This window comes from Hymenobacter sp. BT18, assembly GCF_012273015.1.
Lineage (GTDB): Bacteria > Bacteroidota > Bacteroidia > Cytophagales > Hymenobacteraceae > Hymenobacter > Hymenobacter lutimineralis.
In genome coordinates this window covers 2,210,001-2,235,863 of sequence record NZ_CP050954.1, presented here as the reverse complement: position 1 = coordinate 2,235,863, position 25,863 = coordinate 2,210,001, and the positions used below count along the sequence as shown (strand labels likewise).

The window sequence follows — 25,863 nt, the reverse complement described above, 5'->3', positions numbered from 1 at the left end:
GGGCCAAAAGCCCTAGAACGTGCGCTGAAACCAAGCTTTAATATCGTCCAGGGTTTCACCGGTTTTGTGCTGCATCCGGCCAAACCATTCGTCCTGCTCGCCTTCGCGGTAGTTCAGGTCGTCGTCGGTGAGTTGTCCCCACTTCTGCTTGGCCTCGCCTTTGATTTCGTTCCAGTTGCCCCGGGCGCGTAGCTCCGTGCGGTCGTTTAGGTTATTGTTATTCAGGTCCATGCGTGAAAGAGTCGTTAGGTGGGTGAGGTACTGTCGGGCTATACGCGGGGGCGCTGACAGGGTTAGGTGCCCGGCGTCGAGGCGCAGGAGGCGTTGCCGGATCTGGGAGAGCAGAAGGCCCCGGACAAGGTGAATGCTCCACTATTCTACCTATTATTGAGAGAGGAATTATATACGATTTAGCCTGGCTATGGACGATTTGCGCACCACCTTATCTACCTTCTCTGTTGATGAGCGCCGGGAGTTTGGCCAGTTTATCCAGCGGCAGCGGCGCAAAGACAAAGGCCGGATGGATTTGCGTCTGTACGAGCTTTTGCTGTTGCCCCAGCCACTGACCACCGAGCAGCTGCTGGCTCGGCTGTATCCCCAGGAGCCCAACGCCACGGCCTACTATGCCCTGCGCAAGCGGTTGTTGCGCCATTTGACGGAGTATCTGCTACTCCGGCAGCACCAGCGCGACCCTACCACAGCCTCGTCGGTGCGGGGGCTGCTCACGCTGGCTCAGTACCTATTTGAGGCGGGCGTACCACGCTTGGCTTGGACAACCCTGCACAAAGCCGAAAAGCAGGCCCAGCAAAACGAGCAGTTCGAGCTGCTGAACGCGGTGTATAACCTGCAGATTGCGCAGGCTAGCCGGGAAGCTACCGAAGACCTCGACGAGATTATCCGGCGGCGCCACCTCAACAAGAAGCTGGCCGACGAGGAGGAGCGGGCCGGCATTGCCGATAGCATCATCCGTCACCGCTTGCGGCAGGCTCGGGTGAAAGGCCGCGCAGCCGAGTCCTTCGATGGAATTCTGCAGGAAGTGCTGCGCGAGTATGAGCTGCAGGAAGCCTTTGCGCGCCGCCCAGCTGTGCTTTACCGCCTGATGTCCATTGCGCGCAACGCCATGCTGGTGCGCCGCGACTTCAGCACGTTCACGCCCTTTGTGATGCGCTGCTACCACCTCATGGAAAAGCGCCACGGCTTTGCGCCGGCGCACCGCTACTACCAGCTGGGCCTGCTGTACATGATTGCGCATGGCCTCTACCGCACCCGCCGCTTCACAGAAGCCGCCGATTATCTGGCTCAGATGCATACGGTGCTCCTGGCAGGCGGGCGCAGCTATACCTCGGAGTGGCTGCCGCGCTGTACCTTCCTGCAAGCCGCCATCTACGCCTTCCTGCGCCGCAACGCCGAAAGCATTGTGCTGCTGGAAAAGCTGCTGGCCGAAGCCACACTCACGCACCGCGACGAACTAACGGCCCGGTTGGGGCTAAGCTTCCACTACTTTGCGGAAGGTCTCTTTTCCAAGGCAAACCAGGTTCTTCAAACCATTGGCCAGACCGACCATTGGTGCGAGCAGGAAATGGGCCTGGAGTGGCTGCTGAACAAGAACATGGGGGAGATGCTCATTCAACTAGAGCTCGGCAACCCGGATCTGGCCCTCAACCGCATCCGTTCCATCGAGCGGCTGCTGCACGAGCGGTTCGCCGGCCAGCCGCATCCCTATGCCTACGTGGCCAGCTACCTGCAGCTGGTGCGCTGTATCCTGCTCGACCCCGAGGTGGCCCGTCAGCCCGCTTTTGCGGCGCGTGTGGAAGCCCTGCCCGCCTTTCTACCCTTAGTGCGCGAAGACCTGCAGGCCCTTAGCTATTACGGCTGGCTGCGGGCCCGCATGATGGGGCGGCCGTACTACTCTGTGCTTCTAGAACTGGTAAATCCAAGCAGTCCTGCCCCAACGGTGGCAGACGGCCCCATAGCCACGAAATAAAAAGTCCCTCCTGCACCAAGGCAGGAGGGACTTTTCGGTAGGTAGTTTCCCTGTCAACAGAGAAAGTGCTTAGTGAGCAGCTTCCTCTTTGGCAGCAGCAGCAGCTTCCTGCGTTTCGGCAGCAGCTTTCTCCACACCCGCTTCGGTAGCATTGGCGGCGTTGGTAGCAGCAGCTTCCGTAGCCTGGCCAGCACCTTCTACCGCGTCGTCGGTCACGGCAGCGGCCGTATCGGCAGCAGCTTCGGTAGTTGCAGCGGCGTTGTCGGCGGCAGCTTCGGCGTTGTTCTGCTCAGCCTGCGAGCAGGAAGTGGCTACAGCGGCGAAAGCAATGGCTACGAGGGCAGATTTAACAGAGAATTTCATGACAAAAAGGTAAAGTCTGGTGAAAGATTCAGCTTTCATCCGGCAAGGCGAAAAAGGTAACCCATCCGTTTCGCAGCGAAGAAAAGCCAGCAGTTCTTGTGTCCCTCTGGATCTGGTGGAGAGCAAGGGCCGGGCGTACGGTTTTAGCTGATGGGGCTCTACTCGAGCCCACGGGGCACTCAACCTTTCCGCTGCAGCCTGGGTATATGCAGACATTCAGTCTGACCTTTCCCGCATATCTCATGGATTCTACCACACCCACCCCCCAGTCGGTTCCTGCGCCCACCATTCCGCTGGAAGTAACCGATAAACAAAACTCTGCTTTAGTAGAAGATACTTTGGCGCTTCTCAACGAAGGTGTGCCTAGCCAGGAAAACCAGCGGGGCGCTTCCGAAATTGCGCGCTGGAAAGAAGTGCTGCTGGCCAGTGAGCGGCCTGGGCTGGCCAAAATCAAGCAGGAAATTGTGCTGCTGCAAGAGCAGCTAGCGGCTACCGATACCGAAGCCCATGCCATTGCCGAAACGCTGGCCAGCCTGGGCGCCGAAACCATCAAAGTAGCGGAAGAAGCGGCAAACGGCTACACGGCTCCACTCACGCACTTGGGCAAGCTCCTGATTAAGCTGGGGTCTTCCTTGTCACGTTAGCCTAAGCCGACTGCTGGTGGGAGTAAGCAAGGGACGCTACCTTTGCGGCTCCGCCAGCTTTTTGCTTATGCCAACGCCCGATTTAACCCTGTACGACCCTTTTGATGGCATGCGCTTCGGGCGGCACATCTGCTTTTTGTGCGGCCTCCCCACGCAGCCTTCGGTAGATACAGTGTCAGTGCTAGCTCCCTGGCTGCTGGAGCGGTATCAGCTGCACGGGCGCCAGATGCGCCTGCTGGACCAAAGTGTGGTAAGCTTCGAAGACCTGCGGGTTCCGTGCTGTCCGCGCTGCCGCACGCAGGCTGTGGAGCCTCTAGAAGCTAAAGTGGCTGCAGTAGCGGCTGTGGGCGGCTTAGCTTCCTGGCAGCAGTTGGATGAGCAAACGCTGTTTCTGTGGCTGGCTAAGATGTACTACGGCATTCTGCTGACGGAGCTGCTCACCGAGCTGGACCCGTTGATCAAGCCTGAGTACCCGCTGTCGGAGAATGGGCAGATGCTGAGCAAGCTGCAGTCGTTTTACCAGGTTTTTCAGGCCCTGCGCGTACCCATCGTCTTCGAAGACTTCACTCCGGCCTCGGTATTCATGCTGGAGGTCGCTCCCGAGGAAGACACCCTGCCTTTCGAGTACGATGATGATTTGAGCACGATGATGTTCAGCATCAAACTCGATGACGTGGTGCTGGTGGCCTGTCTGCTGGACAATGGCATTATCCGGCAAGCCATGCGTCGCGTATATGAAGACGTGCAAGGCAAAGCCCTGCATCCCATCCAGGTAGCCGAATTTAAGGCGCGGGTGTACTACGCTGCCTATCTGTTCAATGTAGTGCCTGACTACTACGTGCGGGCCGTAAAACCCGGTGATACACACTTGGTGTACGACACCCTCATCGATGATGTCACGCGGGAAATTTTCAATCCCTGGGAAAACACTGGCTACGCTAGGTCGCTGCAGGAAATGTGGAAACGCTGGCGGCTGGAGTTGCCGGAAATAATTCGTAATCCGGCGCAGCCCCTCAGTTTTCTCTACACCGAGGCGGGGGAGCCCCGCACCATTACCTCGTATCCTGTTCCGGAGTAAAACGCGGAGAGATTGGGTGATTAGCCCTCACTCCACTCGGAACTAGATGAAGTTACCTTCGTGATTTTTACTTTTTCCCACCGGCCAAAATCGATGTCGTCCATACGGCCCTCGATTTCGCGCTCATTCATCAGCACATCGATGCAGTGCCGGTGCCGGCGGTTCATGGTGTCGTGGACGGTATACACGCCATCTAACTCCGGAGAAAGACCGCTGATACGGACGGCATCACCGTAATCCAGTGGGCCTCCCCACCGCTGAAGCAGGTCGCGCGATAGGGCTACCCAGCGGGTTTTGCTCGAATGATTGCGGGGAATCCGCGAATTGTCGGCCGTGATGAAAGGCTCATCGTCGGTCTGATCAACCGAAGGGGTGTACACCGTAGCGGTAACCGTGTAGTGCGGTAAGCGTGAGGGAAGATTAGATAATTTATTGGATTGAACCGAGATTGGGCGTGCCTCCAGAATAGGGGGCGCCACTACCGTAAATACCGCCGGAGAGGGCGTAGCAGCAGGAAGAAGGGCTGTTTGGGGAGCGAAAATGAGATTCAGAAGAAATAGGGCAATAGACATGGCAATTAGGCTGGTGGGCTCCCTGTTAAAGCCTGGGAGTATAAGCTTCGTCCAAATTCGTTGGACATTCAGTTAGGATGAACCCTACAGCGCAAGCCCCCGAAAGGTTGCGAACAAGGTGAAAATACTGCTTTAAAATACGAATAATTGTTTTAAACCGATAATAATTAGAATTTGTTCAGGTTATATAGGCTATAGCTTCTTTTTGTGGTATTTCTGGTTGCCGCCTATGGCATTTGGATAATGAGTAGCTGATTTAATAAAGTGCAATTACGGGATTTTTTCACAAACACTTTTTTCCTCCTGCCAGTCAACCTGAACTTTGGGAGGGTTGGTACTTGTAAGATGGAAACAGCCGCTCCGCCTTAACACAGGAACTGCCTGTAGCAGTTCGGCGTCTTTGCCTCTGCAATTGAACTAGTACAAGAAAGGCGCCTAACGTTTGCTGGCGGACATCAAATAAATTAGGCCCACGCGGGAACAAAGACCTCACGTGCCGGGCATGTTCTATTATAAGCAAACGTATTCTGACGCCGGAAGCATTTTTCAGGGTATATGATAACCTTATACACCTTCATTATCGTTCAGCTATAAGCAAAAGCCTGCCTATTATTTAATAGATTGACAATTGAGGTAGAACTATTTGATTCACTACGGAAGCAACAGGTTGATTACGAAGTTAATTTGAACATGCAAATATGGGTTTTAACTTACTCGCCTAACGCATTACTTTTACATCGACACTTCTAGCTCCCACCGCATGGACGCCTACTCTTATATCGCCAATGCCCATGGCGAATACATCGACCAGCTTTATCAGGCTTACAAAAGCAACCCGGAATCGGTTGATTTTGGCTGGCGTAAGTTTTTCGAAGGATTCGACTTCTCTCAGCAATACTCCGAAAACGGTGTAGCTCAAGCCGATGGCGAAGGCGTACTAACTACGTCTGCCAGCACCAATGGTGCCGGGACCATCCGGGCCGTCGATACGGTTGCTGCCGATAAGGAAACGCAGGTGCGCAACCTGATTCATGCCTACCGCAGCCGCGGCCATTTGGTAGCGCGCACCAACCCGGTGCGGGAGCGGAAAGACCGGAAGGCCCGGCTTAGCCTTTCTGATTTCGGGCTAAGTGAGACGGACCTCGATACCACGTTTAAAAACGGAGAAGTCCTGGGGCTGGGTGACAAAGCCACTCTCCGTGACATTGTAGCCGCGTTGCAGAAGATCTACACCCGGACTATCGGCTTCGAGTACATGTACATCCGCGACCCGCGGGTACTCGACTGGTTCCGGGAGAAGGTAGAAAAGGATTCCCTGAGCTTTAATCCTGGAATAGAATATAAAAAGCGGATTCTGAGCAAGCTCAACGAAGCCGTTGTTTTCGAGAACTTTCTGCATACCAAGTTTTTGGGGCAAAAGCGCTTCTCCCTGGAAGGCGGTGAAACGACTATTCCTGCCCTTGATGCCATTATTCGCAAAGGCGCCGAGCTAGGGGTAGAGGAAGTGATGATTGGCATGGCTCACCGGGGGCGTCTGAACGTGCTGGCCAATATCATGGGGAAAACCTACGAGCAGATCTTCTCGGAATTTGAGGGAACGGCCGTACCCGACCTGACCATGGGCGACGGGGATGTGAAGTACCACATGGGCTATAGCAGCCAGGTAGATGCCGGCACGCGCACCGTCAACCTGAAGCTGGCGCCCAATCCCTCGCACCTGGAAGCCGTGAACCCCGTGGTGGAAGGCTTTGTGCGGGCCAAGCTCGACCACGGCTACGGCAACGACTATAATAAGGTGTTGCCCATCCTGATTCACGGCGACGCCGCCGTGGCGGGGCAGGGCATTGGCTACGAAGTAACGCAGATGTCGCAGCTGGAAGGCTACAAGACCGGCGGCACCGTGCATTTCGTGATCAACAACCAGGTAGGCTTCACCACCGACTTCGAGGATGCCCGCTCTTCGATCTATAGCACGGACCTGGCCAAGATTATCGACGCGCCTGTGCTGCACGTGAATGGCGACGACCCCGAAGCCGTGGTATTCGCGGTGCAGCTGGCTACGGAGTACCGGCAGCAGTTCAACGCCGATATCTTTATTGATATGGTGTGCTACCGCCGCCACGGGCACAACGAGTCGGACGAGCCTAAGTTCACGCAGCCCACGCTCTACAACCTTATCAGCAAGCACCAGAACCCCCGGGAAGTGTATAACGCCGCACTAGTAGAGCGCGGCGACGTAGATGCCCAGCTGGCGGCGCAGATGGACAAGGAATTCCGCGACACCCTGCAGGCCCGCCTGGATATGGTGAAGCAGAAGCCCCTGCCCTACAACTACCAGGCCCTGGAAAACGAGTGGCGCAGCCTGCGCCGCTCCAAGCCCGATGACTTTGATCAGTCCCCGGCTACGGGCATCAGTGAGGAAGTAATAACCAAAGTCGGCAAGGCGCTGACTACGTTGCCCGAAGGCTTCCGCCCCCTCAAGCAGATCGAAAAGCTGATGGAGGAGCGCAAGAAGATGTTCTTCGAAACGCGCGTGCTTAACTGGGCGGCGGGCGAGCTGCTGGCTTATGGCTCCCTGCTCGCGGAAAAGCGCATTGTGCGCCTGAGTGGCCAGGATGTGCAGCGGGGCACGTTCTCGCACCGCCACGCCGTACTCCACGATGCCGAAACCTCAGCCCCCTACAACTCCCTGAACTACATCGGGGAAGGCCAGGAGCAACTGCGGATTTACAATTCCCTGCTGAGCGAATACGGCGTGCTGGGCTTTGAATTCGGGTATGCTATGGCCAACCCCACTGCTCTGGTAGTGTGGGAAGCTCAGTTCGGCGACTTCGCCAACGGCGCGCAGACCATGATTGACCAGTTCATCGTGTCGTCGGAAAGCAAGTGGCAGCGCATGAACGGGCTGGTGATGCTTTTGCCCCACGGATACGAAGGCCAGGGCCCGGAGCACTCCAACGCCCGCCCCGAGCGGTTCCTGCAACTGGCGGCCGAGCACAACATCGTCGTGGCTAATATGACCACGCCGGCCAACTTCTTTCACGCCCTGCGCCGCCAGCTCACCTGGGAGTTCCGCAAGCCGCTGGTGGTCATGTCGCCCAAGTCGATGCTTCGCCACCCGCTGTGCGTGTCGCCGGTAGAGGAGTTTACTTCCGGAACCTTCCGCGAGGTGCTCGGCGACGTGTACGCCGAAGACAAGAAGGTAAAGCGCGTGCTGCTGTGCTCAGGCAAGGTGTATTTCGATCTGCTGGAAGAACAGCAGAAGTCGGAGCGCCGCGACGTGGCCATTGTACGCTTGGAGCAGCTGCACCCCTTCCCGCAGAAGCAGCTGGCCGCCGAGTTGGCCAAGTACCCCAAGGCAAAAGTGTACTGGGTGCAGGAAGAGCCCGAGAACATGGGTTACTGGAACTACCTGCTGCGCTTTATGCGCCGCGAGCTGGAAGACGTGATTTCGCGCAAGCCCTCCGCGTCGCCGGCGACCGGTTACAACAAGGTGCACGTAAAGGAGCAGAAGGAGCTGGTCGCCCGCGCCTTCGACAAACCCCGCGAAGAAGTGGCTGATACCACCATCAAGCAGACTGCGGCCAGCGCCCAGAAAACCGACTAGCCGTCTTTGAGCAGTGAGCTGATGGCCGTTAGCCGTTGGTTTTGCTCTCTAATAAGCCAACAGCAAGCAGCTCTTGGCTAACAGCTAAACATCTCCCACCGAAACCCTCAATATTCCCACTTATGGGTCTGGAAATTAAAATCCCCGCTGTCGGCGAGTCCATCACCGAGGTTACCATTGCCAAATGGCTGAAAAAGGACGGCGACGCCGTAAAGCGGGACGAAGTAATTGCTGAGCTGGAATCAGACAAAGCCACGTTTGAGCTGCCCGCCGAAGCCGATGGATTTCTGAAAATCCGGGTAGCCGAGGGCGAAACCATCGGCATCGGAGTAGTCATTGCCGATATCGATGGAGCCGGAGCACCCGGCGCCACTTCGGCACCCGCGCCAAGTGCGGCTCCGGCCACCCCCGACCCCGTCAGCCAGGGTGAGCAAAACCCCCAGGCCAGCAACCAAAGCGGCTACGGCGGCTCGCAGGCGGGCTCGACTAATACGCCTACTCCCGCCGCTGCGGGCAGCGGCGCCACCGTGGAAATGAAGATTCCTGCCGTGGGCGAGTCCATCACGGAAGTAACAGTAGCCAAGTGGCTGAAAGAGGACGGGGCCCAGGTGCAGCGCGACGAAATCATTGCCGAGCTGGAGTCGGATAAGGCCACGTTTGAACTGCCCGCCGAGGGCACCGGCACGCTGCGCCACGCCGCCAAGGAAGGCGAAACCATCGGTATTGGAGCTACCATTGCCCGCATCGAAGGCGGAGCTGGTACCGCCGCAGCTCCGGCCGCGCCAGCTGCCCCGGCCGCTGCCACCACCACGGCAGCAGCCCCGAGCAACGCCGCTGCCCCAGCGGGTGCCAGCTCCTACGCTACGGGTACGCCTTCGCCGGCGGCCGGCAAGATTCTAGGCGAAAAAGGCATCAACCCCGCCGACGTGCAAGGCTCCGGCCGGGATGGGCGCATCACCAAAGAAGATGCTCAGAACGCTCAGGCTCGTCCGGCTGCTCCTGCTCCGGCGGCCCCCGCGGCGCCCGCTCCGGCTGCAAATCCGGTCCCCCAGGCTGCTCCGGCCGCCAGCGGCAACCGCGTGCAGCGCCGTGAGCGGATGAGCAACCTGCGCAAGACGGTGGCCCGCCGCCTGGTGTCGGTGAAAAATGAGACGGCCATGCTCACCACCTTCAACGAGGTGAACATGCAGCCCATCATGGACCTGCGCAACAAGTTCAAAGACAAGTTCAAGGAGAAACACAGCGTGGGCCTCGGCTTCATGTCGTTCTTCACCAAAGCCGTGTGTGTGGCTCTGAAAGAGTGGCCCGCCGTGAATGCCCAGATCGATGGTACCGACATCGTATACAACGACTTCTGCGACATCAGCATTGCGGTATCGGCCCCGAAAGGACTGGTGGTGCCCGTAATTCGCAACGCCGAGGAGCTGTCGTTTGATGGCATTGAGAAGGAGATTGTGCGCCTCGCTACCCTGGCCCGCGACAACAAGCTCACCATCGAGCAGATGACCGGCGGCACGTTCACCATCACCAACGGCGGCGTGTTCGGGTCCATGATGAGTACGCCTATCATCAACGCCCCGCAGTCGGCCATTCTGGGTATGCACAACATCGTGCAGCGCCCTGTAGCTGAGAATGGGCAGGTGGTAATCCGGCCCATGATGTACCTGGCTTTGAGCTACGACCACCGCATCATTGATGGGCGCGAGTCAGTGTCTTTCCTGGTGCGCGTGAAGGAGCTGCTCGAAGACCCCACGCGTCTGCTGCTGGGCGTGTAAGCAAGCCCCTAAAATTTAAGCCCCTTCCCGGATGCCGCATCTGGGAAGGGTTTTTTTGTGACGTTTAGGGTAGCAGTTCTGCACCGGATGGGCACAAAAAAACGCCCCGCAGAACGGGGCGTTTTCTTTTCGGGGTGGTGGGGTTGGGTGGGAGCGGAATTGTACCTGGGTGGGTGCAAAGGAAAAGCTAGTCGACCGGTAGCTCGCGCAGGCGCGTAGCACTTAGCCGGGTGGCTAGCTGACGGGCCAGCTGCTTGGCTTCTTCAGCCTTGGAGCCCGAAAAATATTCTTCGACGGTGGACGAAAACAGGTCCAGCCAATGATTGACGTGGTGGCCGCCCTGGGGTAGCACAACCTGCTCGGGCAGGGGCTCACCCTCTATGTCCTTTTTGCCCAGCAGCGTGGTGCTCCAGTAGCGGTACTGCGAAGTCAGGAAATAGGGCCAGTGAATGCGCGAGGCAGCGCCAAAGCTCGGCCCCAGCAGCGTATCGTTATTGGCCTTGTAGCACAGGGTATCTACCAGTTTTTTGATGTCGCCTTCGGTCTGAATATCGGGGAGAGTAGCAGCTGTTTTCATGGGGAGACGCGAATAACGGGTGGGTACCGCAATACGTAGCGAATTTACGCAGGTTTCGTGATATTCGCTTTAGTCGGTGGTATTTTTTTCTGACAAACTTTTATCCTGCGAACAAAAATGGCCGATTGGGCTGCAAAAGCACGATTCTGGCCCAGCCTGCTAGCAAACGATGCCAGGTCGGGCGGCAACCGATTGCGCGGGTGGGCAGATACGTAGTTCCGGCGGCAGGGTTGAGCCAGGCATGGGAGCTACTGCGCCTCACTGAGCCACGGCAGCCGGACGGAATACGACACAGCCATTTGCCCATGCATATCCGTTAGAAGGGCTTCACCTAGTTTCTTCGTCTTATGGCAGCTTCTTCGGCTTTCTGGAAAACTATCGGAATGGGCGTCATCGCGGGTATGCGCAGCGCCTCAGCCCCGGCTTTGCTCAACCACGCCCTGCAGCGGCGCCCCTCGGCCGGCCTTCGGCACTCAAGGCTGCACTGGCTGCAGGAAGCCGCCGTGGGCAAAGGCCTAAAGCTGCTGGCCGGCGCCGAAATGCTGGGGGATAAGCTGCCCAACGCCCCCGACCGCACTGCACCCATCAGCGTAACCGGGCGGGCCATGTCGGGGGCATTAGTAGGCGCTTCCCTCTACAAGCTCAACCGGCAGTCGTGGCTGGGTGGGGCGGTGCTGGGTGCCGTGGGCGCGGTGGCGGGCACGTTCGGGGCCTACACCCTGCGAAAGCTGGCCGCCGACCCCACCCGCTTTCCCGAGCCCCTGCCCGGCTTCGTGGAGGACCTGCTGGTGGTAGCCGGCGGCGGCCAGCTGCTGGCCAACTACCGGCCCCGCCGGTAGACGAGGCCCTGTGGTGGGGTTTCTTTCGCCGCGGTATCAACGGAAATGAAAAATAGCTAGGGTTGAGCGTGGGCGCTAACGTAGCGGCCACGCTCAACCTTTTTTGCTGGCCGCCCCAGGCATAGTCTGCAAGCGGACATATTGCCCGGCATCGGACACAATCTGAGAATTCAAAAATGGCCTTGTGTTAGATAAATATCTGAAAAGAAGAAGGTTAGTGAATTGGCACGCGGCTTGGCTTCTCTTACCAGGACGGCAGCCTCAACCGTTCGGAAGTGTACACTGGCTACCCGGCGTGCTTTCCCGGGAGGCCGCCGCCATCTGTCCATCCACTCTTTCTCTTTTCTGCTATGAAAACCCTGTTCTCCTCTCCCTCCTCGGCACGTGTTCGGTCCGCTTGCTTGGCCCTGTTCACCCTGGTTACCTTAGGCCTGACCCAGCCGGCCCAGGCCCAACAAGCAGCGCCGGTGACGCTCGAAACGCCTACGCCCGAAACGCTGCGGGTGCGCGTGCAGAACCCTGCCCAGCAAGCCGGCTCCGTCCAGATTGTGAGCCTGCGCACGGGCCAGTCGCTGTTCCGCGAAACCTACACGGCCCCAGTTTACGCCAACCGCTTCGATTTCCGGAACCTGGCCGGCGGGCACTATAGCGTGGTGCTGCGCCTGGGCCGCGCACAGTACCGCTACACGGTGCACATGCAGCCCGCCAGTGCCACCTCCGGGGTGGTAGTGCGCACCGTGAAGGCGCGCCTGCCCAAAACGGTCATAGCATTGGCCGCCGAATAGGCCGCCGCTGCGCGCAACTAGCTACAAAGCCAGACGCCTCCGGGCTGGTCGAGGAGTCGCTCCTGGCCAACCCGGAGGCGTTGGTGTCTGTTGCCGCTGGTGCCCAGGCGCCGGGCCCGGCCCTAGCGTCGCGCTACTTCGTAGGGCAGGTTCACGAAACGGCCTTTGATGGTCTTCGTTACGTAGTTCTGCTGCTTGTTGTAGTTGCCGGCCTTGAACTCGAAGTAGCCGGAAAACACGTGCTTCTCCCGGTTGACGGAGGTAGTGGTGAGGGTGCCACCCGTGCGACGGGGATAGTCGTTTTCGGCATCTATAATCAGGACGTCGTCGTTGTAGAGGGCGCCGTAGCCATCATCCCCCAGTGGCAGCACCCGATTGGTATCCGGGCCGCTGTGGTTGTCGAAGGTATAGTTGAGCGAGAGCTGCACGTAGGGGTAATGGTCGCCGGTCCGGTCGGTTTCGGCCAGGTAGAAGATGTAGCTGTCGTCGCCGATGGTGCTGTACCACAAGTGCTCTACCGTAATCTGGTGCGTGACGGGCACCCCATCTACCTCAATAGTGGCCGAGGCCGGGGCCAGCTGGGCGGTAGTAGCCACCACGGTGCCCCCGCGCACCAGGGTAGCCTGCACGGGTTCCGGGGCCAGGTACTCGGCGGTGGGGGCGAAGCGCAGGGTGTACTCGCCTGGGGCGGCCGCCGCAAAGGCGTAGGCCCCCGTGCTGCCAGGCGTAGCCGTGAGGGTGCGGCCGCTCTTGTCGGTGGCGGTAACGGTGCTGACGGCCTGTGCCGGGGTAATCTGCCCGCTGAGCACGGCCAGCTCCACCGGTTGCTGGGGCGCCGGCGTGGCGGGGTCTTTTTCGTCGCAGCTGGAGAGCAGGCCACCGGCCAGTAGCAGGCCGAAGGCCACCGCAGATAGACTAGGAAAGCGCATAGAGTAGCTGAATAGGGAAGTAAATCAGCCAAAGATAGGCGGGTCCTGGTCTTTTAGGGGCGAAACTCTCGCCTGCCCAACTCCAGGCGCAGGCGTAGGTACTGCTGTAGCCAGATGGGGTAGAGGTTGTAGCTCACATTGAGCAGCGTGAGTCCGGCTGCCCAGCCCCCATACCCCTGCACGGCGGCATACACACTCACCAATAAAAAGAACACCCCAGCCGCCACGTGAAACCGCTCCATGTGGTAGCTGCCGGCCCGCACCGCAGCCGCCGACTGCCCGGTGCTTACGCGCCGATAACCAGGGTAGCGCCGCCGTAGCAACCCGTTTACCACGCTGCCGTGCTGGGCCAGGCGGTTGACCAGGGGCACGCCCAGCCGCCGGTACGCGGCGGGGGCACGGCTCAGCTGCCACCAGCTAAACCACGCTTTGGGTACGGCATATGCCAGCAGGCTGAAGGCCAGCAGCCCGTACAGCCAGGGGCGGGGCAGGTGCTGGTAGCAAAACACGCTCAGGGGCCCTAAGCTCAGCGCCGACCACAGCACCGAAGGCACGGCGTTGTAGAGCGCCAGCCGGGTCGGCGAGGGCTGCCTAGGGTGCTTAGCGGGTACCATTCCCCAAAGTACGCTGCCGCCGCCTGGGTTTCGGTGAGGGCCATGTTATTCGGGTCCTGCTGAGCGAATCGTGTCATGCTGAGCGCAGCCGAAGCATCTCTACCGCTTCGTAGAAATACCACTGCAATGAAGCGGTAGAGATGCTTCGACTACGGCTGCGCTCAGCATGACGGTTCATAAACACGCACTGCTCCTTACGGCTCCTTAATAGCTTTCCTTCTGAAAGCCGTACTCGCGCAGCTTGGCCTCGAAGGAGTCGGGGTAGTTGGCTTTGATGTGGTGGATGAGGGCGCGCAGGGCCTTGCGGACTTTCTCCTCGCCCTGCACCCTGGTATCTACTTTCATGCTACGGGCCCCGGAGGCGTCGGTGCTGGCCTTCACCAGGGCGGCATACTCGGTGGCCAGGGGCTGCCAGTAGGCGGTTCCGTACTTTTTCTTATCGAACGTATACTTGACGAGGGCTGCCAGCAGCTTGGTGAGGGCCGCGGCGCGCTCGGTGCGGTCTTTGGGCAGGCGGTAGCCTTTGTTGAACTTCTCGATGCCGAACTCGGGGTAATAGGCCTTCGGATTCTCGTATTCTTCCTCCAGGTAGTTTTTCACGAAGCCCAGCCCTTTGTCGAGGAGCTGATCGAGGGCCTTGAGGCGGGCGGCCTGCGGGGCGCGGGTGTCGCCGGCGGCCGCGGCCGCGGTGCAGGCGGTAGCAAAGGCCGCGGCCTGGGCGGCAAAGTCGGTTTTGGTGAGCCAGAGCAGGGCGGGCAGCTCGTCGGTTTGCCACTTGCTGGCCGCCGTGGTTGCCAGAGCCGATAGGGCCAGGGCTACATCGGGCAGCTGCTTGGCGCGGCGGACGGGTTTGGGAGCGGGCGTCGGGCTCGGGGCTACCGACGCGGGGGAGGTAGTAGACATAATACGAATGGATTAAGTAATGGAATAAGGGAATATAGCGGGCCGCCTATCCAATAGCAAGTTGCCTCAGGGCTCCGACCATGGTCGGAGAGCTAGGAAAATGCGCCCCGGCCTTCCGACGATGGTCGGAGCCCTGGGTTGCTGCGCCCCAGGCTCCCGACGATGGTCGGAAGGCCGGGAAACTGCGCCTCACCCCTCCGACAATGTTCGGAAAGCCGGGGCGCGGGAAACCAGGGCTGCCGCGGGTGCGGGAGAGGCGGGGGAGCTAGGCGAGGTAGCTGCTGAGGGATGGAATCTCCCAGAACGGCATGTACTCCGTCCAGCCGAGGAAGAAGGAAAAGAGCACGTGGATAACGGGCGCAGATAAGAAGCTCAGCGCCAGGTAGGCCGCCGTGCGCCGCTTATCCAACTGCCACACCAGTGGGGGCAGTAGCACGGTGATGAGCATGGGAATGGGGTAATACACCCACCAGGGCAGGCCCAGCGTGGCGCCATACTTCCCGAACAGCATCCCTAACACCACGACCACCAGGGCCAGCAGCCCAATCTGGCGCTGCCGGGCCCGAAACGCCTCCCGGGGTAGAATCACCCAAGCCATTAGCCAGAAGACCACCAGCGACGCCAGAATCATGAAGGGGAAATGCCACTCGGTGCTCATATCAGGGGATATAGGGATAGAAGAATTCCGCTCCGACGATGTTCGGAAATCCGGTAGGCGGAATTCTAGGGCTGACGCAAGTGCGGGAGAGGCTAGGGAAATGTCAATGATGTTCAAAGTAACTGATGATACGCCCTTGTTCTTCTGAACTGAAGTCTCCTCCATGCTGATCAAGAGCAGCCTTAACGTTGGCTTTCGTTACCTCAATGCTTTGAGCCAAGTTAATTGTGGAAACACCTGTGCTGCCTTTGATGAAGTATTGGCTAACCCAGTGGGAAGAAACGGCGCTTTCAATTCGTATAAGCCCTAAGTGATTTTGGGTAATGACTTCTTGTAAGCATACATCATGTCGGCGAATATCAACTAGCCAATTCATTCTATTGTGTTCCGTGATAAATCTAGAAAGTATCTTCACTTCTTTATGCGTAAACTTGAAAGTGTCCACATTGGTACAGCGCTCCGGCAATGGTCTTGCTGTTTTGTGTATGTAACTACAATTGGTTATAGCAATGGCACATATTATTGTCAAAACCCATTTCATGGTTTTATAAATCGAAGTTATTATAGCTGCATTAAATATTGCTAGAACGTCATGCTGAGCGCATTCGAAGCATCTCTACTGCTTCGTTGCAATTTTAGCTCGGAATGGTAGAGATGCTTCGAATGCGCTCAGCTGACAATTTTGAACAGCTATTCTACTGTTTAGGCTTCTCTTGTGGCATTGTTGGTTGAGCAGGTTTCTGAACAGGATTCCGTGGCGTAGGAAATGTTAAACCCCTGATTTCTTCTGGTCTCTGTCCTGGCTTCGTTTGGTGATTTTGGTTCTGAGACATGAGGTTAAAATTTAAGGTTACGTAGGTAAGAAAAGTTAATACTGCCAGCACAAATAAGCTCGCGCAGATTAAATTGTACTTGTGTGTTTTCTTGTTATGATGATCAAAACTACTGGGATATGGGTTGTCTTTGGATGCTTCGCTTATATATATATCCGCAGCTTTTACTGTTGACCGGTGAGAAAGCAAATTGAGAATTAACGATAAGACAAAGAGTATCCAAGTAATCGGAAGCAATTGTAAGTAGACTGCACTGCCGAGAGGAACTAAGTCTTTAACAAATCCGACCGTGAGCGTAAGACCACCCGCATTCAGGCTTACAAGTAGCTTTTCAAAATGCTCCTCCGCGTTTTTTCTGCCTTCAATAACTTGCTGCCTAAGCCAACTGTAATATTCTTCGGAATCACTCATTTCCATCTTTATAACCTTGTATAATTGAAAAAGCCGGTAGTCAACGACTACCGGCTTTTCCTTCTACGAACCGCAGGCCTCGCAGGCGTCGGGGTTATCCAGGGAGCAGGCCATAGCGGCGGCCTGGTCGGTGTAGACGGGCTCCAGGGTTTCGGCGGCTTGCTTCTGCACCGTGAACTTGATGGCGTCGGCGGCGGCTTTGGTGCGCAGGTAGTACATGCCGGTTTTCAGGCCCTTCTTCCAGCTATGGAAGTGCATGCTGGTGAGCTTGCCGAAGTTCACGTTCTGCACGTGCAGGTTCAGGCTCTGGCTCTGGCAGATAAACGCCCCGCGGTCGGCCGACATGTCGATGATGCGGCGCTGGGAAATCTCCCACACCGTCTTGTACAGGTCTTTGATGTGCTGCGGGATGCTGGGAATATCCTGCACCGAGCCGTTGGCGGCAATAATGGCCTGCTTCATCTGCTCGTTCCAGATGCCCAGCTTCACCAGGTCCTTCAGCAGGTGCTTGTTCACCACCATAAACTCCCCGCTCAGCACGCGCCGCACGTAGATATTGGAGGTGTAAGGCTCAAACGACTCGTTGTTGCCCAGAATCTGAGCCGTGGAGGCCGTAGGCATGGGCGCTACCAGCAGGGAGTTGCGGGCTCCGTGCTTGATAACCTCCTGGCGCAGGCTTTCCCAATCCCAGCGGCCCGAGTTGGGCGTCACGCCCCAGAGGTCGAACTGGAACTGGCCCTTGCTTAGGGGCGAACCGGGGAAGGTTTCGTAGTGCCCGTCTTTGATAGCCAAATCCTTGGAGGCCGTCATGGCCGCGAAGTAGATGGTTTCAAACACGTCCTTGTTCAGGCCCGCTGCCTCGTCGCTCTCGAAGGGCATCCGCAGGGCAATAAAGGTATCGGCGAGGCCCTGCACGCCCAGCCCGATGGGGCGGTGGCGGCGGTTGCTGCGCTCGGCCTCGGGCACGGGGTAGTAGTTGATGTCGATGACCTTGTTCAGGTTCTTCGTGGCGTGGTAGGTCACGTCGTACAGCTTCTGGTGGTCGAACACCAAGGAGCCGTTTTCTTCCTTCACAAAGCGGGGCAAAGCCAGCGAGGCGAGGTTGCACACGGCAATTTCGTTCTCGTCGGTGTACTCCATAATCTCGGTGCAGAGGTTGGAGCTTTTGATGGTGCCCAGGTTCTGCTGGTTGCTCTTGCTGTTGGCCGCGTCCTTGAACAGCATGTACGGCGTGCCGGTCTCGGTCTGGCTTTCCAGGATGGCAAACCACAGCTCCTGCGCCTTAATGGTTTTGCGGCCGCGGCCTTCCTTCTCGTACTTCTGGTAGAGCTTCTCGAACTCCGCCCCGAAGGTGGTGTCGAGGCCGGGGCACTCGTGGGGGCACATCAGCGTCCAGTCGCCGTTGGCTTCCACGCGCTTCATGAACAGGTCGGGCGTCCAGAGGGCGTAGAACAGGTCGCGGGCGCGCATCTCCTCCTTGCCGTGGTTCTTTTTCAGATCCAGGAAGTCGAAGATGTCGGCGTGCCAGGGCTCCAGGTAAATGGCGAAGGCGCCTTTGCGCTTGCCGCCGCCCTGGTCCACGTAGCGGGCCGTGTCGTTGAACACCTTGAGCATGGGCGTGAGGCCGTTGCTGGTGCCGTTGGTGCCCTTGATGTAGGAGCCCGTGGCGCGCACGTTGTGCACGGCCAGCCCGATGCCGCCGGCGCTCTGCGAAATCAGTGCGCAGTTCTTGAGCGTGTCGTAGATGCCCTCGATGGAGTCGTCCTTCATCGTGAGCAGGAAGCAGGAGCTCAGCTGGGGCTTGGGCGTACCGGCGTTGAAGAGGGTAGGCGTGGCGTGCGTAAACCACCGCTCCGACATCAGCTCGTACGTCTCAATGGCCGAGGCAATGTCTTCTTTGTGAATGCCCACGGCCACGCGCATGAGCATGTGCTGGGGCCGCTCTACCACTTTGCCGTCGAGGCGCAGCAGGTAGCTCCGCTCCAGGGTCTTGAAGCCGAAGTAGTCGTACGAGTAGTCCCGGTCGTAGATGATGGCCGAGTCGAGCTGGGCAGCGTGCTTGTGCACCACTTCCCACACGTCCTTGGCAATGAGGGAGGCGTTTTCGCCGGTCTTGGGGTCCTCGTAAGTGTAGAGGCGCTTCATGGTGCTCGAAAATGACTTCGAGGTCACCTTGTGCAGGTTGCTCACGGCAATGCGGGCAGCCAGGATAGCGTAGTCGGGGTGGCGGGTGGTGAGCGAGGCAGCCGTTTCGGCGGCCAGGTTGTCGAGCTCCACGGTCGTCACGCCGTCGTAAATACCGTCGATGACCTTCTTGGCCACTTCAATGGGGGAGACGAACAGCATGTTGAGCCCGTAACAGAGCTTTTCGATGCGGGCCGTGACTTTATCGAACTTGACGGATTCGCGCCGACCGTCGCGCTTAATTACCAGCATGGGCGAAGTGTGTGAGGTTGTGAAGGATACTGCGGCGCGGGCCCGGCAGCGGTTAAGCTGCTATTGGCACCCGGTGCTGCCGGGCTCGCGTCGATGTGGACCGGAATATACCCAGCCTTGTCACATGCCTCAAGCTATAGTCCAACAGAAAGTTTTCCACATGGCCCTGGCACCCCCAAATTCGCAGATTTTGCCCGCGCCGAAAAGGCATAAAAAAGGTTCCGCACCGGGGCAAAATTGGGTTGCGGTTGTGCGGGGAATTCGGTAGGCTAGGTGAAGATTAAAACCCCACCTGTCATCCTGAGCGGAGCGAAGGGCCTTCTCACGCTGGAACGAGTCGCAAGAGGCAAACTAGCTCAACGTGGCAAGGTCCTTCGCTGCGCTCAGGATGACAGATCCTAAGAGGATAACGTCCAGCTTACTTATGCCTTACTACGTCTATATCACTACCAACCCCGCTCGCACTGTGCTGTACATTGGCATCACGAACAGCTTACCCAACCGGATAACCCAGCACTACGAGAGCCGGGGAAGCAACCAAACCTTTGCCGGTAAATACTTCTGCTACCACTTGCTCTACTTCGAAGAGTTCACGGACAGCAGGGCTGCTATTGACCGAGAGAAGGAGCTGAAAGGCTGGACAAGGGCAAAGAAAGAAGCGCTGATAGCCACCCAGAATGCACAGTGGGAATTCTTGGGAGCAGGTTAATTAAAGTCCATAAAAAACGCCTGTCATCCTGAGCGCAGCGAAGGACCTTCTCACGCTAGAACGAGTCGTTGGTACGAAGTCGTGCTGACGTGAAAAGGTCCTTCGCTGCGCTCAGGATGACAGGCGTTTTTTCGAGTTGATCCGCTTAAAAATCCTCGTCCAGCGAGAAAGCGTTTTCGGTCCGCTCGCTCATTACACCAGCTTTCTGGTACTCGGCCACGCGCTTCTCGAAGAAGTTGGTTTTGCCCTGCAGCGAAATCATTTCCATGAAGTCGAAGGGGTTGGTGGCGTTGTAGATCTTGCTGTAGCCCAGGCTCTGCAGCAGGCGGTCGGCCACAAACTCGATGTACTGGTTCATGCTCTTGGCGTTCATGCCAATGAGGTTCACCGGCAGCGCGTCGGTCACGAACTCCTGCTCAATCTGCACGGCGTCCTTGATAATGTCGTGCACGCGGCTTTCGGGCAGCTTGTTCTGCAGGTGCTTTTCGTAGAGCAGGCAGGCGAAGTCGCAGTGCAGCCCTTCGTCGCGGGAAATCAGCTCGTTGGAGAACGTCAGGCCCGGCATCAGGCCACGCTTCTTCAGCCAGAAGATGGAGCAGAACGAGCCCGAGAAGAAAATGCCTTCCACGGCGGCAAAGGCAATCAGCCGCTCGGTGAAGTTCTCGGAGTTGATCCACTTGAGGGCCCACTCGCCCTTTTTCTTCACGCAGGGTACCGTTTCCAGCGCGTTGAAGAGGCGGTCCTTCTCCTTGGGGTCCTTGATGTAGGTGTCAATCAGCAGGGAGTAGGTTTCCGAGTGGATGTTTTCCATCATCACCTGGAAGCCGTAGAAACAGCGGGCCTCGGCCATCTGCACTTCCTGCATGAAGTTCACGGCCAAGTTCTCGTTCACGATGCCATCGGAAGCGGCGAAGAACGCCAGCACGTGGGAGATGAAGTGCCGCTCCCCATCATTGAGGTTTTCCCAGTCTTTCTGGTCCTGGGAAAGGTCGATTTCCTCGGCTGTCCAGAACGAAGCTTCGGCCTTTTTATACATCTGCCACACGTCGTTGTGCTGAATCGGGAAGAGCACAAAGCGGTTGGGGTTTTCGGTGAGTAGCGGTTCCATAGGCAAGCAAGTAGGAAGTAGATCGTAGAAAATGAACCCACGCAGGTCGGGTTGCCAACCCCGCGCCAGGCCAGATTGTTTTAAGCCGTTGCGGTGTGCGGGAGCCAGGGGCCGGAAGCCAAAGATAAGCCGGGAGTAAACCCTCAGCGCCCTTTTTTGTGTGTTAAATTTTGCGCATGACGCTAAGCAGCTGAGTATTGAAGGCGGGGATGAGCCGCTGGCTGTCAGGAAAAGTTTTCCACAATTTGGGTGTGGACAATGCAACTTATCCACAAATTTACTATTCGCGTACCTGCCAGCGCGTCTTCTTCAGCGGTATTCGACGGGGTTTAAATGACTTGGTGCAATGACGATTAATGAGTTAGGTTTGGAAATGTGGAAGGGACCTTCTACTTTTGCCTTCCCATTTTTTAGAAACCGCGAAGACGCCGATGTACGCAATCGTCACCATAGCTGGCAAGCAGACCAAGGTCGAAGCCGATAAATTTGTTTACACCCACAAGCTGGCTGGCAACGTCGGCGACAAGGTAGAGTTGGGCAAGGCCCTGCTGACTGACAACAACGGTACGCTGACCATCGGCGCGCCTTTGCTGGACGTAGCCGTAACGGGCACTATCCTGGCGCACGTGAAGGGCGACAAGGTGTTGGTGTTCCACAAGAAGCGCCGCAAGGGCCACCGCAAGCTGAACGGTCACCGTCAGCACTTCACCAAAGTAATGATTAACAGCATCGGTTAATTGGATAGGTTTTTAGGCGCGAGTTTCTGGTTGCTGGTTCGCTAGCACAGAGAAACCGGCAGGCGAAAACCACCAAATAACCATTTCTCTTCAAATACCATGGCACACAAGAAAGGCGTCGGTAGCTCCAACAACGGCCGCGAATCGCATTCCAAGCGTCTCGGCGTGAAAATCTTCGGCGGGCAGGATATCATTGCCGGCAACATCATCGTGCGTCAGCGCGGCACCAAGCACCACCCCGGCCAGAACGTGGGTATCGGCAAGGACCATACGCTGTTCGCTATGATTGACGGTACGGTGCAGTTCCGCAAGGGCCGCAAAGACCGTTCGTTTGTATCGGTTGTTCCCGTTGAGGGAGATGCCGCTGACGTAACCACGTCGGCTACGGTTTCGGCCGAGTAAGGTAAGCGTCACCGCCTACGAAATAAGGACAAAGGGCCGTTCGCAAGGACGGCCCTTTTGTGCGTTCAGCTATTGCGAGTGGTATTTTCCGGATCAATAAGCCGATACAAAACCGGTTTGCTCGGACTGGCATCCAGCACTAGGCTGGTGACCTGCAGATTTAGTAGGTAAAGACCGTCCTCCACGGCCTCGGGCACAAAGATGAGCTCCGTGATGGTTGCGGCTTGCCGCGTAGCGTGGGGGTACCGCCAAAACGCATGGTGCGCCAACAACTCGCCCCCATCCTCTTCCCGGTCAACGCTGGGAAGGTCGACAAGCAAATGCTCGACTTGCTCAGTGGCCAGCCAATGGGCCAGAGCAGGCTCTAGGTAAGTAGGGTTGGTACCGGAGTAATGACGGGTACGCTTAGCCAAATCGTTGGGCAGCGTCCGCAGAATTAGGGCTTCGGCTACGGCGCCTGCCAACTCGCGCTGCACATCAGCCAGCAAGACCACCAAGTCGCCGTTGGGCTGCAAGCGTGGTTCCACCGATACTACCCGCGCCACGAACAGAAAGCGGCGCAGGTGGCGGTCCAACGTGGCCGTAGGGTCGGGGCTGATGTGGCCGTAGCACTCGGTGTGGGTGCCGTTGCCGTGGGGGGTGAGGTGTACGCGCTGGTAGTTGGTGCTACCACCCTGGGCCACACTCCCCACAAAGTTGCCTACCCGAATGACGTCGACCTGCACCGGCTCAGCCCAGAAGCAGTTAACCTGGTCTTCGCCGGGCGCAAGCGGCAGCGAAATATCCAGGGGCTGGGTTGGGTCAAACTGGTAAGTGCGGCCTTGATAAGGGTAGGTGGGGAGCATTGTAAAGAAGAACGTAGGTGAGATAGGGCGCTAGCGGCTCTGGGCTGTGGTCGAACCATCAGAAATTGGCAGCCGACTTGGTGCTTGTGACGACGGCTCTTCTGCTAGTGTATTGAGTATCCGGCTGATTTCGGGGGCATGAGATACGACCATGAAATGGCCGCCACCGGGGATAAGATAATCAACGGGTATGGGGCCTGGGGGAAACACCCGGTCCTGCGTCCCCAGGATCTGCAGGCTTTGGCCGCCGGTGTCGGTGCTGTCCCACCGCAGGAGCTGATCAATGGCCCAACGCGTGTACACGGGCTCCATGTCGCGGAGGATCTGCTTGAACAGCTCATACTCCCGCCCATTCTTTACCCCAAAGTACCACTGGCCGGCTCGGGGAAACAGCTTAAGCCACTGGGGCGGGAACAGCTTGTAAATACCCGTGTTCCGAATCAGGCGGAGTAGGGGAGGGAGGCAGCTGGCATCGGGAATGCTGGATATCAAAACTACCCGGGCTAAAGGCCGAATCCGGCGCATCTCCAGGGCCACCAATCCACCAAATGATACGCCGACTAGGATGCAGGGCTGCGTGGGGTCTACGCCTTCCGCCATCCGGGCCACGTAGCGAGGCAGCGTTTCCCCCGTGGTGGGCGTAAGCCAGGGAAGCACGTGCGCGGTACCTTGCAGCAGGGGCTGCAGGTTCTGGAATACCCGCTCATCGGCGCCTAAACCAGGAAGCAGGTAGAATAGGGGCGAGGACGCAGCCATACCAAAAAGCACTCAGGGTTCGATACGTAGGTAGACGTCTTCTAGGTAGAAGATGTTATGGGGCATAGAGGCTTCGTAGTCGGCATCCTCGTTATCATCCTCGGTTTCGGCGGGCTCGGCGTCTTCGTCCTCTTCCTCGAACGGGGCATCGGCCGGGTAGGTGCAGGAAAGCTTGAGGGCTACCCCATCCAAGTCAATTGGGGGCTTTTCCTCGCGGGTGTATTCCAGCAGGCAGGGCCACTCCGTAACGGTGGCCAGGGCCTCCGCCACTTCTTCCTGCAAGGCCTCGGCCCGGTCGCCGGCCAGGCGCAGGAGCAAGTCCAGCTGCTGAAACTGCAGGCCCAGGTGAAAGAAGTGCAGCTCCTGATCGAAAAGCGTCGTGGCCCAGATGGTGACGTCATCGGTATTGTCGAACACCACCGCTGTGAGCTGCACATGCTCCACAAAGAAGTCCGTGTCGTCCGCTAGTGCGTCAATCAGTCGTCTCATACAAAGGTGGGGAATAGAAAAGGCCTCTGCCCGCGGCGGCACACTTCGCCCGAAGGTAGCAGCGCGGGAAAAGGCAGATGATAAGGCTACAAAATAGAACTTATACGGCCGTAAACGCCACCATCGGCCTGAAAACCGCAGATTATTCGGCAGCCTGGAACAATGACAGCGTAATGTGGTCGGCGAGTAGCTTGCCTTGGTCGGTGAGGGTCAGGACCTTATTTTGCAGAGTAGCCAAGCCGTCCGCCTGCAGGCGCTGGAGGTAGTCGGCTTGCTGCGTCAGCAAATCGGTGTGCAGAGCGTCACGTAGGTAAGCCAGGTCGCAGCCTCGGGCTGTGCGCAGGCTCGTCATCAGGTATTCATTAGCCCGGTCGGTCCTAGACAGGTGCTCCACGGTGGCTGGCACCTCGCCCCGGTCCAGCACGGCGCGCACGTACTCCGGATTGTTGGCTACGGTAAACTGCCGGGAATGGCCATTGAACGAGTGGGCACTGGGTCCTAGCCCGAGGTAGGGTACGCCGCGCCAATAAGCCGAGTTGTGGCGTGACTCCCGGCCCGGCAAGCAGAAGTTAGACACTTCATACTGCTCGTAGCCGTGGGCGCGCATCTGGGTCAGGAGCTGCTCGAACTGCTGGGCCACAAACTCATCGGGTGGCGCCAGGAACTTGCCTTTGGCCTGGCGGTATCCAAACACCGTGCCTGGCTCTACGGTGAGGGCGTAGCAGGAGAGGTGGGGCACACCCAGCGCAAACGCTGCGGCCATATCCTGCTGCCAGATCTGGTGGTCGGGCGCCGGCACGCCATAAATCAGGTCTACCGAAATATTCTCAAACCCGGCATCCTGGGCCAGCCGCACGGCCGCGCCCGACTCCTGAGCCGAGTGCGCCCGGTTCATCAGGCGCAGGTGAGGCTCATGGAAGCTCTGCAGCCCAATGCTGAGCCGGTTGACGGGGGAAGCTGCCAGTTCCCGCACCTTGGCTGGCGTAAGGTCGTCGGGGTTGGCCTCCAGGGTAATTTCCGCATCGGCTGCTACCGCAAAGTGCCGGTATATAGCCGCAAATAGCTGATCCAGCTCGGCGGCCGTGAGCAGGGACGGGGTGCCGCCCCCAAAGTAGATGGTGTCTACCTGAGCATTCGGGCCCAGGTAGGAATGACGTAGCGCCAGCTCCTGCACCAAGGCCTCCACTAAGCGGCTTTTCAGCCCCATGGAGGTACTGAAGTGAAAGTCGCAGTAGTGGCAGGCCTGCTTGCAGAAAGGAATATGGAGGTAAAGACCAGGCATGAGAAAAGCCGGCACCTGACCTTATTGTAAGCACAAGGCCGTGCGGGGTAAGAGAAACAACAAAGGCTGGCAAAGCATCCTACCTTCGGGAAATTAAACGCGCGCTTTTGCGTTTGCCTTCTCAAATGTACGTCCGCTTGCTTGCTTTTGGGGTATTCTGGTGGCTGCTCCTGAGTAGCACGGCTGCAGTATGGGCCCAAAGCAGCCCCAGCCTGCCGGCGCTACAGTCGCCGCCTTTGCCGCCCGATTCCGTAGCCAAACCACCAGCGGTGTTGCCCGTAGCCGCGCGCAAGCCGTGGGTGCTGGTGCTGGAAGCCGACGCTGCCGACCAGCCGGTGCTGCGCCGCTATCGGCCCCGTCTGGTGTTGCCCGACTCCCTAAGCGTGGTGCGCGAGGTGCGCGAGCTGGTGCTGGCTATGCAGAATGCGGCGTACCTGCTGGCCTCCGCCGACCGGCTTCGCTGGCAGCAAGACACCGTGCGGGTGACGCTCTACGTGGGCGAGCAGTTCCGCTGGGCCCAGCTTCGT

General features: G+C 58.1%; 27 protein-coding genes (1 of these 27 cut by a window edge). 11 read left to right on the top strand and 16 right to left on the bottom strand.

The annotated features are described in order from the left end of the window. Positions 1–12 precede the first annotated feature (12 nt). Positions 13–231 (bottom strand): CsbD family protein, encoded by a 219-nt coding sequence (locus HER32_RS09370; RefSeq protein ID WP_149071247.1) that lies wholly within the window; start codon positions 229–231, stop codon positions 13–15. Positions 232–421: 190 nt separating this feature from the next. Here HER32_RS09370 and HER32_RS09365 point away from each other — a divergent pair, with 190 nt between their 5' ends. Then, positions 422–1,984: a hypothetical protein gene (locus HER32_RS09365; RefSeq protein WP_149071248.1), complete on the top strand. Its 1,563-nt coding sequence runs from the start codon at positions 422–424 to the stop codon at positions 1,982–1,984. Positions 1,985–2,053: 69 nt separating this feature from the next. Here HER32_RS09365 and HER32_RS09360 read toward each other — a convergent pair whose 3' ends face one another. Continuing rightward, a complete protein-coding gene (locus HER32_RS09360; protein ID WP_168681686.1) occupies positions 2,054–2,347 on the bottom strand; it encodes a hypothetical protein in 294 nt (97 codons plus the stop codon). Positions 2,348–2,589: 242 nt separating this feature from the next. On the opposite strand from HER32_RS09360, the gene HER32_RS09355 reads away from it, so the two are divergent. Then, positions 2,590–2,991: a hypothetical protein gene (locus HER32_RS09355; RefSeq protein ID WP_149071250.1), complete on the top strand. Its 402-nt coding sequence runs from the start codon at positions 2,590–2,592 to the stop codon at positions 2,989–2,991. Positions 2,992–3,058: 67 nt separating this feature from the next. Further along, positions 3,059–4,069: a hypothetical protein gene (locus HER32_RS09350; RefSeq protein WP_232066459.1), complete on the top strand. Its 1,011-nt coding sequence runs from the start codon at positions 3,059–3,061 to the stop codon at positions 4,067–4,069. Between the two features lie 20 nt (positions 4,070–4,089). Here HER32_RS09350 and HER32_RS09345 read toward each other — a convergent pair whose 3' ends face one another. Then, the gene (locus HER32_RS09345; protein ID WP_168681685.1) at positions 4,090–4,449 is read right to left on the bottom strand and encodes a hypothetical protein; all 360 of its coding nucleotides are present in this window, start codon (positions 4,447–4,449) and stop codon (positions 4,090–4,092) included. Between the two features lie 952 nt (positions 4,450–5,401). Between HER32_RS09345 and HER32_RS09340 the strand changes: the two genes are divergently transcribed. Together HER32_RS09340 and odhB are read left to right on the top strand one after the other, a co-directional pair. Further along, the gene (locus HER32_RS09340; protein ID WP_149071252.1) at positions 5,402–8,248 is read left to right on the top strand and encodes a 2-oxoglutarate dehydrogenase E1 component; all 2,847 of its coding nucleotides are present in this window, start codon (positions 5,402–5,404) and stop codon (positions 8,246–8,248) included. 122 nt (positions 8,249–8,370) lie between these two features. Continuing rightward, positions 8,371–10,023 (top strand): 2-oxoglutarate dehydrogenase complex dihydrolipoyllysine-residue succinyltransferase, encoded by a 1,653-nt coding sequence (odhB, locus tag HER32_RS09335; RefSeq protein WP_168681684.1) that lies wholly within the window; start codon positions 8,371–8,373, stop codon positions 10,021–10,023. Between the two features lie 187 nt (positions 10,024–10,210). Here odhB and HER32_RS09330 read toward each other — a convergent pair whose 3' ends face one another. Continuing rightward, positions 10,211–10,600 carry a group III truncated hemoglobin gene (locus HER32_RS09330; RefSeq protein WP_149071254.1) on the bottom strand — a complete coding sequence of 130 codons (390 nt, stop codon included), beginning with the start codon at positions 10,598–10,600 and terminating at the stop codon, positions 10,211–10,213. Between the two features lie 347 nt (positions 10,601–10,947). Between HER32_RS09330 and HER32_RS09325 the strand changes: the two genes are divergently transcribed. Further along, complete coding sequence (locus HER32_RS09325) at positions 10,948–11,439, top strand: DUF4126 family protein (protein WP_149071255.1); 492 nt, start codon at positions 10,948–10,950, stop codon at positions 11,437–11,439. A gap of 350 nt (positions 11,440–11,789) precedes the next feature. Continuing rightward, complete coding sequence (locus HER32_RS09320) at positions 11,790–12,224, top strand: hypothetical protein (protein ID WP_168681683.1); 435 nt, start codon at positions 11,790–11,792, stop codon at positions 12,222–12,224. Positions 12,225–12,346: 122 nt separating this feature from the next. On the opposite strand, the gene HER32_RS09315 is transcribed toward HER32_RS09320, so the two are convergent. From HER32_RS09315 to HER32_RS09285, 7 genes are all read right to left on the bottom strand, one after another. Then, complete coding sequence (locus HER32_RS09315; RefSeq protein WP_149071257.1) at positions 12,347–13,153, bottom strand: hypothetical protein; 807 nt, start codon at positions 13,151–13,153, stop codon at positions 12,347–12,349. 53 nt (positions 13,154–13,206) lie between these two features. Beyond that, entirely contained in the window at positions 13,207–13,767 is a 561-nt protein-coding gene (locus tag HER32_RS09310) for a hypothetical protein (RefSeq protein ID WP_168681682.1), read from the bottom strand. A 204-nt stretch (positions 13,768–13,971) separates the two neighbouring features. Continuing rightward, positions 13,972–14,670 (bottom strand): hypothetical protein, encoded by a 699-nt coding sequence (locus HER32_RS09305; RefSeq protein ID WP_168681681.1) that lies wholly within the window; start codon positions 14,668–14,670, stop codon positions 13,972–13,974. A gap of 265 nt (positions 14,671–14,935) precedes the next feature. Further along, complete coding sequence (locus HER32_RS09300) at positions 14,936–15,328, bottom strand: hypothetical protein (protein WP_168681680.1); 393 nt, start codon at positions 15,326–15,328, stop codon at positions 14,936–14,938. 103 nt (positions 15,329–15,431) lie between these two features. Next, entirely contained in the window at positions 15,432–15,869 is a 438-nt protein-coding gene (locus HER32_RS09295; RefSeq protein WP_168681679.1) for a hypothetical protein, read from the bottom strand. A 154-nt stretch (positions 15,870–16,023) separates the two neighbouring features. Then, a complete protein-coding gene (locus tag HER32_RS09290; RefSeq protein WP_168681678.1) occupies positions 16,024–16,572 on the bottom strand; it encodes a hypothetical protein in 549 nt (182 codons plus the stop codon). Positions 16,573–16,635: 63 nt separating this feature from the next. Then, a complete protein-coding gene (locus HER32_RS09285; RefSeq protein ID WP_168681677.1) occupies positions 16,636–19,008 on the bottom strand; it encodes a ribonucleoside-diphosphate reductase subunit alpha in 2,373 nt (790 codons plus the stop codon). Between the two features lie 424 nt (positions 19,009–19,432). Between HER32_RS09285 and HER32_RS09280 the strand changes: the two genes are divergently transcribed. After that, positions 19,433–19,717 carry a GIY-YIG nuclease family protein gene (locus tag HER32_RS09280; RefSeq protein ID WP_168681676.1) on the top strand — a complete coding sequence of 95 codons (285 nt, stop codon included), beginning with the start codon at positions 19,433–19,435 and terminating at the stop codon, positions 19,715–19,717. Positions 19,718–19,862: 145 nt separating this feature from the next. On the opposite strand, the gene HER32_RS09275 is transcribed toward HER32_RS09280, so the two are convergent. After that, complete coding sequence (locus HER32_RS09275; RefSeq protein WP_149071265.1) at positions 19,863–20,825, bottom strand: ribonucleoside-diphosphate reductase small subunit; 963 nt, start codon at positions 20,823–20,825, stop codon at positions 19,863–19,865. Between the two features lie 431 nt (positions 20,826–21,256). Between HER32_RS09275 and rplU the strand changes: the two genes are divergently transcribed. Together rplU and rpmA are read left to right on the top strand one after the other, a co-directional pair. Continuing rightward, positions 21,257–21,562, top strand: a complete 306-nt coding sequence (gene rplU, locus HER32_RS09270; RefSeq protein WP_149071266.1) for a 50S ribosomal protein L21 — start codon at positions 21,257–21,259, stop codon at positions 21,560–21,562. 99 nt (positions 21,563–21,661) lie between these two features. Then, positions 21,662–21,964: a 50S ribosomal protein L27 gene (gene rpmA / locus HER32_RS09265; protein ID WP_149071267.1), complete on the top strand. Its 303-nt coding sequence runs from the start codon at positions 21,662–21,664 to the stop codon at positions 21,962–21,964. Positions 21,965–22,029: 65 nt separating this feature from the next. On the opposite strand, the gene HER32_RS09260 is transcribed toward rpmA, so the two are convergent. The 4 genes from HER32_RS09260 to hemW all read right to left on the bottom strand — a co-directional run bounded on the left by HER32_RS09260 (position 22,030) and on the right by hemW (position 25,336). Next, positions 22,030–22,809 carry a cyclase family protein gene (locus HER32_RS09260; protein ID WP_168681675.1) on the bottom strand — a complete coding sequence of 260 codons (780 nt, stop codon included), beginning with the start codon at positions 22,807–22,809 and terminating at the stop codon, positions 22,030–22,032. A gap of 30 nt (positions 22,810–22,839) precedes the next feature. Beyond that, entirely contained in the window at positions 22,840–23,565 is a 726-nt protein-coding gene (locus HER32_RS09255) for an alpha/beta fold hydrolase (protein WP_168681674.1), read from the bottom strand. Positions 23,566–23,577: 12 nt separating this feature from the next. Then, a complete protein-coding gene (locus HER32_RS09250) occupies positions 23,578–24,054 on the bottom strand; it encodes a hypothetical protein (protein WP_168681673.1) in 477 nt (158 codons plus the stop codon). 142 nt (positions 24,055–24,196) lie between these two features. Beyond that, a complete protein-coding gene (gene hemW, locus HER32_RS09245; RefSeq protein ID WP_149071271.1) occupies positions 24,197–25,336 on the bottom strand; it encodes a radical SAM family heme chaperone HemW in 1,140 nt (379 codons plus the stop codon). A 125-nt stretch (positions 25,337–25,461) separates the two neighbouring features. Between hemW and HER32_RS09240 the strand changes: the two genes are divergently transcribed. Next, positions 25,462–25,863, top strand: the 5' end (the start) of a protein-coding gene (locus tag HER32_RS09240) for a BamA/TamA family outer membrane protein (protein ID WP_168681672.1). 1,458 nt of this gene lie beyond the right edge of the window; the window shows 402 of its 1,860 coding nt (coding positions 1–402); it begins with the start codon at positions 25,462–25,464; the stop codon falls past the right edge of the window.

What these genes read in the sequence shown, in the direction of transcription:
- HER32_RS09365 (WP_149071248.1), top strand. Translation starts at nt 422, where the DNA reads ATGGACGATTTGCGCACCACCTTATCTACCTTCTCTGTTGATGAGCGC.
- rpmA (WP_149071267.1), top strand. Translation starts at nt 21,662, where the DNA reads ATGGCACACAAGAAAGGCGTCGGTAGCTCCAACAACGGCCGCGAATCG.
- HER32_RS09295 (WP_168681679.1), bottom strand. Translation starts at nt 15,869, where the DNA reads ATGAAATGGGTTTTGACAATAATATGTGCCATTGCTATAACCAATTGT.
- HER32_RS09315 (WP_149071257.1), bottom strand. Translation starts at nt 13,153, where the DNA reads ATGCGCTTTCCTAGTCTATCTGCGGTGGCCTTCGGCCTGCTACTGGCC.
- HER32_RS09320 (WP_168681683.1), top strand. Translation starts at nt 11,790, where the DNA reads ATGAAAACCCTGTTCTCCTCTCCCTCCTCGGCACGTGTTCGGTCCGCT.
- HER32_RS09355 (WP_149071250.1), top strand. Translation starts at nt 2,590, where the DNA reads ATGGATTCTACCACACCCACCCCCCAGTCGGTTCCTGCGCCCACCATT.
- hemW (WP_149071271.1), bottom strand. Translation starts at nt 25,336, where the DNA reads ATGCCTGGTCTTTACCTCCATATTCCTTTCTGCAAGCAGGCCTGCCAC.
- HER32_RS09260 (WP_168681675.1), bottom strand. Translation starts at nt 22,809, where the DNA reads ATGCTCCCCACCTACCCTTATCAAGGCCGCACTTACCAGTTTGACCCA.
- HER32_RS09280 (WP_168681676.1), top strand. Translation starts at nt 19,433, where the DNA reads ATGCCTTACTACGTCTATATCACTACCAACCCCGCTCGCACTGTGCTG.
- HER32_RS09275 (WP_149071265.1), bottom strand. Translation starts at nt 20,825, where the DNA reads ATGGAACCGCTACTCACCGAAAACCCCAACCGCTTTGTGCTCTTCCCG.
- rplU (WP_149071266.1), top strand. Translation starts at nt 21,257, where the DNA reads ATGTACGCAATCGTCACCATAGCTGGCAAGCAGACCAAGGTCGAAGCC.
- HER32_RS09360 (WP_168681686.1), bottom strand. Translation starts at nt 2,347, where the DNA reads ATGAAATTCTCTGTTAAATCTGCCCTCGTAGCCATTGCTTTCGCCGCT.
- HER32_RS09350 (WP_232066459.1), top strand. Translation starts at nt 3,059, where the DNA reads ATGCCAACGCCCGATTTAACCCTGTACGACCCTTTTGATGGCATGCGC.
- HER32_RS09330 (WP_149071254.1), bottom strand. Translation starts at nt 10,600, where the DNA reads ATGAAAACAGCTGCTACTCTCCCCGATATTCAGACCGAAGGCGACATC.
- HER32_RS09285 (WP_168681677.1), bottom strand. Translation starts at nt 19,008, where the DNA reads ATGCTGGTAATTAAGCGCGACGGTCGGCGCGAATCCGTCAAGTTCGAT.
- HER32_RS09305 (WP_168681681.1), bottom strand. Translation starts at nt 14,670, where the DNA reads ATGTCTACTACCTCCCCCGCGTCGGTAGCCCCGAGCCCGACGCCCGCT.
- odhB (WP_168681684.1), top strand. Translation starts at nt 8,371, where the DNA reads ATGGGTCTGGAAATTAAAATCCCCGCTGTCGGCGAGTCCATCACCGAG.
- HER32_RS09255 (WP_168681674.1), bottom strand. Translation starts at nt 23,565, where the DNA reads ATGGCTGCGTCCTCGCCCCTATTCTACCTGCTTCCTGGTTTAGGCGCC.
- HER32_RS09310 (WP_168681682.1), bottom strand. Translation starts at nt 13,767, where the DNA reads ATGGTACCCGCTAAGCACCCTAGGCAGCCCTCGCCGACCCGGCTGGCG.
- HER32_RS09340 (WP_149071252.1), top strand. Translation starts at nt 5,402, where the DNA reads ATGGACGCCTACTCTTATATCGCCAATGCCCATGGCGAATACATCGAC.
- HER32_RS09370 (WP_149071247.1), bottom strand. Translation starts at nt 231, where the DNA reads ATGGACCTGAATAACAATAACCTAAACGACCGCACGGAGCTACGCGCC.
- HER32_RS09325 (WP_149071255.1), top strand. Translation starts at nt 10,948, where the DNA reads ATGGCAGCTTCTTCGGCTTTCTGGAAAACTATCGGAATGGGCGTCATC.
- HER32_RS09250 (WP_168681673.1), bottom strand. Translation starts at nt 24,054, where the DNA reads ATGAGACGACTGATTGACGCACTAGCGGACGACACGGACTTCTTTGTG.
- HER32_RS09300 (WP_168681680.1), bottom strand. Translation starts at nt 15,328, where the DNA reads ATGAGCACCGAGTGGCATTTCCCCTTCATGATTCTGGCGTCGCTGGTG.
- HER32_RS09290 (WP_168681678.1), bottom strand. Translation starts at nt 16,572, where the DNA reads ATGAGTGATTCCGAAGAATATTACAGTTGGCTTAGGCAGCAAGTTATT.